General features: G+C 79.4%; 1 pseudogene. It reads right to left on the reverse strand.

The features are described from left to right. A pseudogene (locus AC2CHG_RS31790) lies at positions 1-413 on the reverse strand (transcriptional regulator); the annotation flags it as partial.

Here is a 413-nt window from a genome sequence, read left to right on the forward strand (position 1 = left end):
GTCGAGCCCGAGCGTCTCGGCCAGCGCGTCCCGCCCCGCCGGGGTGACCCGTACCGCCCGGCCGGTGCCACGCGCGGTCCAGCCGAGGTCGAGGAAGCGCCCGCACAGCGCCGCCCCGACCGCGCCGGCCAGGTGCGGGCGCCGTTCGGTCCAGTCCAGGCAGTCGCGCACGAGCGGCCGCCGGGTGCCGCGCAGTGGTTCGACGGGTACGCCGAGACGGTCCAGCCAGCTCATGCCGGCCTCGGTCAGCGCGAGGCCGCCGGTGCGGTCGAGCACGCCACGGTCGAGCAGGGCGTCGTGCAGCAGCACGCCGAGCCGCCCGGCCAGGTGGTCGTAGCAGGTGCGCGCGTACGCCAGGGCGGCACCGGCCGACGCGGCGCGCAACGTGCGGGGCGGGGCCGCCGGTGCGGGCG

The sequence above is a fragment of the Micromonospora sp. ATLC20 genome (assembly GCF_057196585.1).